General features: G+C 57.7%; 4 protein-coding genes. 2 read left to right on the top strand and 2 right to left on the bottom strand.

What is annotated here, in order from left to right; translation table 11 throughout:
• The coding region (locus V6D20_19425) for a hypothetical protein (GenBank protein HEY9817954.1) at positions 1 to 2,179 on the top strand (2,179 nt) is incomplete at its 5' end.
• A 97-nt stretch (positions 2,180 to 2,276) separates the two neighbouring features.
• Positions 2,277 to 4,919 carry a CHAT domain-containing protein gene (locus tag V6D20_19420; GenBank protein ID HEY9817953.1) on the top strand — a complete coding sequence of 881 codons (2,643 nt, stop codon included), beginning with the start codon at positions 2,277 to 2,279 and terminating at the stop codon, positions 4,917 to 4,919.
• Here the strand turns inward: V6D20_19420 and V6D20_19415 are convergent.
• Both V6D20_19415 and V6D20_19410 read right to left on the bottom strand, forming a co-directional pair.
• Complete coding sequence (locus tag V6D20_19415; GenBank protein ID HEY9817952.1) at positions 4,916 to 5,584, bottom strand: DUF928 domain-containing protein; 669 nt, start codon at positions 5,582 to 5,584, stop codon at positions 4,916 to 4,918. The two genes, V6D20_19420 and V6D20_19415, sit on opposite strands and share 4 nt — an antisense overlap.
• A gap of 24 nt (positions 5,585 to 5,608) precedes the next feature.
• On the bottom strand, positions 5,609 to 5,824 hold a 216-nt coding region (locus V6D20_19410; protein HEY9817951.1), incomplete at its 5' end, for a hypothetical protein.

The raw sequence follows: 5,824 nt of genomic DNA, 5'->3' as shown, positions 1-5,824 counted from the left end.
AACTGACATCCTGCGGGTAACAGATGGGGCAAATATTTCCACAGAAACCGTCAGTTCTGGCAATGCCGGACAGCTCAATATTCGGGCGGAGCAAGTGCTGGTCACCGGGGCAGGGAACGAAGGTGGCAGCGCGATCTCATCGTCAACCCGATTCAGCACCGGTAATGCGGGGGATTTAAGCCTAGAGAGCGATCGCATTGAGATCAGCGACGGTGGACGCATTCTCACGGAATCGACCCTGGGTAGTCAGGGACAGGCGGGAAATGTTGACGTGACGACGGGATCGTTGCTCATCGAATCGGGCGGGGTCTTGTCCACCCAGACGGAGATGGGTGGCCGGGCCGGCAATGTGACGGTGCGGGCGGAGGCGGTGACCGTGGAGGGTGACGATAGCCAACTGTTGCTCGATTCCCGAGGGGCAGGTAATGCAGGACGGCTTGCGATTGTGAGCGATCGCCTGCAGATTCAAGATGGAGGATTGGTGTCTGCCTTTACGGCAGGATCGGGTCAGGGCGGCTTGTTGCGGGTGAACACCGATGTTTTACAGATCCAAAACGGCACGCTGCGGTTTAGCACCGAGGGCAGTGGCGATGCCCTCGGGATTGATGTTCGGGCGCAGGTGGTGAACGTGCTAGACGGCGGCCGGGTGACGGTGGCGGCGTTGAGTACGGGGCTGGCAGGCGATTTAAGCCTCCAGGCTAACCAGATCACCATCGCCGGTCACTCGGAGCTAACGGCGGCAACGCGAGACAGTCGTGCAGGAACGGTGCGGCTCACGGCTCGGGAACAGCTAACTGTTGACAATAGCCGAATTCTTTCCCGAGCCCGCAGCAGCGGTGATGCGGGCGGGATAGACATTACCACCTCCCAGCTTGACCTCTTCCAGACCCAACTGACGGTGTCTGCCAACGATGGATCTGCTGGAGCACTGACGATTGACGCCGACCGATGGGACAGCGATCGCTCTACCCTCAGCGCCACCACCACCACCGGCATCAGTGGCAATATCACCGCTACCCTCAACCAAGATGCCCGCCTACGCCGCACCACCGTGGAGGCTTCCACCATGGACGGTACCGCTGGCAGCATTGTCTTCACCACCCAGCCAGGTCAAACTATCATGCTCAACAACAGCCAGATTTTCTCCCAAGCTACCGGCTCAGGTGATGCGGGGGGAATCCGGTTCACCACATCCCAGATTGACTTCTCCCAGACCCAACTGGGTGTATCAGCCACCGATGGATCTGCCGGGGCCCTGACCATTGATGCCAACCAATGGGACAGCGATCGCTCTTCCCTCAGTGCCACCACCACCACCGGCAACGGCGGAAATATCACGCTAGATATGACCCAAGGTGTGCAGTTGCAGCAGACCCGCGTCGAAGCCTCTACCCTAAGCGGCAGTGGCGGCAATGTGACCCTACGAGTACAGCGGGGCGGCTTGCAACTGCAGGGTAGTAGCGAACTGACGGCCCGCACCGATTCAGGCACTGGGGGAAATATCCAGCTCACCCTCGGCCAGGATGACCTACGGATGGGGCAGAACAGCGATATCAATGCGTCCAATATCAGCGGTCGCGGCAGCACCATTGACATCACCCTGGGCAATGGCTCAATTCGCATGGCGTCGGCAAGTGACATCGTGGCTCGTACCATCAGCGGACAGGGTGGCAATATTCGCTTTGATGTGAGCGGTTCTATTGTGACCACCCTAGACCAAAATAGTGACGTCCTAGCTGATGCGCAGTCGGGGCAGGGGGGGCTGATCCGAGCCCAAGTGGGCGGCGGCATCTTTGGCTTCCGGCAGTTTCAGGGCGTTGTCACCCCGGAAAGTGACTTTACAGCGATCGCTGTCACGGGCACCCCTGGCACGGTTGAAGTGATTACCCGCGATAACCTACGCCCGGCGGATCTACCGGAGGACTTTCTCAATGATGCCCTGGCCACCGGTTGCCGCGCCCAGCAGGGGCTATCCCAACCGGTGCGAACCACGAGCTCGTTTCAGAACGTTGGCCAGGGCGGATTACCCAGCGACCTCCTCCACCCCAGCCCTCTTCAGCCCCAAGTGGGCCTCATGACCATCCCCGATCTGGAACAGCTAGAGGACAGCACCCCGAGCGATCGCGCCTCAGATCCCCTCTTCCAATCCCCCACCGGCGCTCAATGCTGGGTTTCCTAGAACTAAAGCTTCGCGAGAATCTTCATTACCCAAGCATCATCTACTACCCATCATCAGGCTCCACGCCCAGTCAAATCATTGCATCTACAGCAATCCTATGGTTTACCGTGCATTTTTTCCCAGCCGCTGGCGTTCTGCCCTTGCGTTGCTGATGACCAGCCTTGTCCTAACGATTGGGCTACACCGGCCCCTCCAGGCCCAGCCCTCGGATCCAGCCCAGTGGCTGCAGCAGGCGGAACAGGCGTACCACAACCAGCAGTATGAAATCGCGATCGCCCTTTGGGAGCAGGCCGCCGAGGCCTTCCAGCGCCAGGACGATGGTTTAGAAGAAGCGATCGCCCGCGGCAACCAGGCCCGAGCCCTGCAGGCTCTCGGCCAATGGTCGGCCGCCGATGTTGCCATCGAGACTAGCCTGCGCCGTCTCGATGATCTACCGCCTACTCCTGTTCGAACCCAAGCCCTGGCCCAAGGTCTAGATATCCTGGGTCAGCAGTATTTTGAAACCGGCGATCCCCGGGCCGCCCTTGAAACCTGGACTGAGTCCGCCGATCTTTATCAGTCCATCGCCCAAACTACTGCGGCCTTGAAGAGCCATCTCAACCAAGTTCAGGCCCTCCAGGTTCTTGGCTTCTATCGCCAAGCCCGAGAGCAGCTCACCGCTCTCTTGCCGAGCCTCTATGAGCAAGACGCGGCCCTACGAGCTAGGGGCTTGATTAACCTTGGTCAGGTGGAGCAGGTGGTGGCTCCACAGATGGAGGAAGCTGAGGCGTTACTCATCCAAGGACGAGATGCGGCCTGTGAGGCGCGATCGCCGGAATGGGTAAGTCAGGCGCTGCTGGGCCTGGGGGATCTGTATCGCGGTCAGTATATCCGGGCCCAAAATCTCCGCCTTTCTAACGATGCCCAACGGTCACCCCAGCGCAGCCTCGACCAGTATCGGCAGATTCTCAGCCCCTACGACTGCGGTGGATTTACCCTAGACTTGCCCCACCAACGCCAAGCCCAGATTCGCCTCGTTACCCTGCAGGCCTACGCCGGTCAGCCCTTGGAGGTGGATCCGGACGCGATCGCCCGTCCCCTGCTCGCTGAACCACCCCGCTGGACTACGATTGATCAGCAGCTTTCCTTAGCCCACGGGCTGTTGATGCAGCTCGACCCTGCTGAAGGATGTACCGGAGACCCCGATCATCAGGCTCTGCCTGCCCAACTGCTCACTCAAGCCTATCAGGGTGCCCAAACGCTGGAGGATGGGCGATCGCAGTCTCGGGCTTTGGGATATCTGGGTCGCTGGTATCAAGCTCAGGGGGCCTGTACCGCCGCAGAGCGATCGCTGACCCAGGCACTACAACTTGCTCAAGACCACAACTTTCCAGACCTGAGCTACCAATGGCAGGCCCAGTTAGGTCATCTCCGCCTACAGCAAGGCAACCGCGAGGGGGCGATCGCGGCCTATGGAACAGCGGTCAATACCCTGCAAACTCTGCGCCGTGACTTAGTGTGGGCCAATGCCGATCTCCAGTTTTCCTTTCAGCGGCAGGTGGAGCCGGTGTATCGGGCCCTCGTGGCCCAGCTCCTCCAGTCTGATGCCAGCAATCCTGACCTGCGCCAGGCCCGCGAGACGATTGATGCCCTGCAGACGCTGCAAATTGAAAACTATCTGCGGCAGTCTTGCAACACTACCGACCTAGCCACTATCGATCGCCTTGTAGATCAAACGGCTCCTCATACGGCATTTATCTACACCATCCTGCTCAGCGATCGCCTAGAGCTGATTCTCAAATTACCCAACAGCGACGCTCTCCAGCACTATGCCGTAGAGGTCGATCGGCAAACCGTGACCATGACCCTCGATTACTTTCGCGGTGCCCTAGAGAGCGAATTCTTTGATCTCGCCACCGATAATGGTCTACTCAGCGGCTACGACCTGGCCCAGCAGCTCTATACCTGGTTGGTGGCCCCCTACGAAGCGGCCTTACAACCGGCCGACATTTCTACTCTGGTCTTTGTCCTCGATGAAGAATTGCGGCAATTGCCCGTGGCGGCACTCTATGATGGACAGCAGTTTTTAGTCGAAAAGGGCTATGCGGTGGCTATCAACCCCGGGCTGTCCCTCTTGCCACCAGTCCAACCGGATCTCAATCCAGTCACCACCCTCACCGCAGGCATTACGGAGGCCTTGTCCGGCTTTAAGGCCCTCCCAGCCGTAGATGAAGAACTAGAGGCGATCGCCACCTACACCCAAGCCAACATTCTGCGCAACGAGGCATTTACCAAGGCTGCCCTAGCCAATGGAGTAGAATCAGTTCCCGCCGCCATTGTTCACTTAGCTACCCACGGTGAGTTTAGCGATGACTTAAACGATACGTTTATCTTAGCCTGGGATACAAGAATCTCCTTACCTGACCTCAGTCAGATCCTAGGCACCCGCGATCAATCCTTACCTCAAGCCATCGAGCTGTTAGTGCTGAGTGCTTGCAAAACCGCAGATGGCAATCCCCAAGCGGCCCTGGGCTTAGCGGGGATGGCGGTGCAGTCTGGGGCGCGCAGTACATTGGCAACCCTATGGGTCGTCAATGATGCCACCACGGCTCGGCTAATGGCTCGGTTCTACCAAGAATTGGCGCAAAGCCCCTCTAAGGCAGAGGCCCTGCGCCGAGCCCAAGTAGCGCTAATACAGGAAGGAGACCAGATCAAACCCTTCCACTGGGCCCCGTTTGTTCTGGTGGGCAATTGGCTCTAGAAGGGTGCCTCTAGCGGGCAGACGGTCGTTGGGGTTTGGGGAGCGATCGCCCCCAGCCCCGCTTCGGTCAATATCGTATCCCAGCCCTCTGGATCGAGGGATTGCAGTTGGTCATACCAAGTGGCCGTACTGCTCCGCTGGATGTCCCCAGTCACCCGAGGATTCCCCGATCGCCCTGCAAAGCGCTCCACCATCACCATTAGTTCCCACTGAACGCGATCGCCCTCCGGCAACGCCGTGGTAATGGGCACCTCCATCAATCCTGCTGCACAGACCGGATCGAGAAACAGGGTATCCACCCGCTGACCGTTTTGAGACAGGGTTAACTCAAATTCGTACAGTTCAGCATACTGATCTGGGATATAAAACCATAAACTGGGCATCTCCGCTGCGGTTTGGACAGGATCTATCGGCTCAGCCATACACTCCTCAGAATCAAAGTCTAAGGGAAGCGATCGGGGCGTAATCAAAATCGGGTTTTCATTGCAGGGATTACGATTACCCGGAAGTACAGTCTCTGGACTACCAGAACCACTATGGTCAGGATCACTATTTTTCAAGACACCTTGAACCGATTCCCAAGCAAAAGCTTCAGACGAAGTCCCTAGTCCAACTACAGACACCAAACAAACCGACAGTAACCAATGCCATCTCAGTTGATACATAATTTTAGACACCCTTGATTTCACCTAAACATTATCTATGTCTATATCTATAATTCCGCGATTCAGGGCACGTAACTCTAGTTCCTCCACGAGGAGTTGTGGGTGCTCCCCAACACTCATTATCTGGCCCTGCTGAAGGCGGCAGAGATGTAGGCATTGGTTCTGGTTCTGGTTCTGGTTCTGGTTCTGGAGTTGGAGCTGGAGTTGGAGCTGAAGGTTGAGGGTATACTTGCTGATAAT

It is taken from the genome of Candidatus Obscuribacterales bacterium (assembly GCA_036703605.1).
In the GTDB taxonomy this organism is placed as follows: Bacteria; Cyanobacteriota; Cyanobacteriia; order RECH01; family RECH01; genus RECH01.
This window is presented reverse-complemented; position numbering and strand designations above follow the sequence as displayed.

Excerpts from the sequence above, each read along its gene's own strand:
- V6D20_19420 (HEY9817953.1), top strand. The coding sequence starts at position 2,277 with ATGGTTTACCGTGCATTTTTTCCCAGCCGCTGGCGTTCTGCCCTTGCG.
- V6D20_19415 (HEY9817952.1), bottom strand. The coding sequence starts at position 5,584 with ATGTATCAACTGAGATGGCATTGGTTACTGTCGGTTTGTTTGGTGTCT.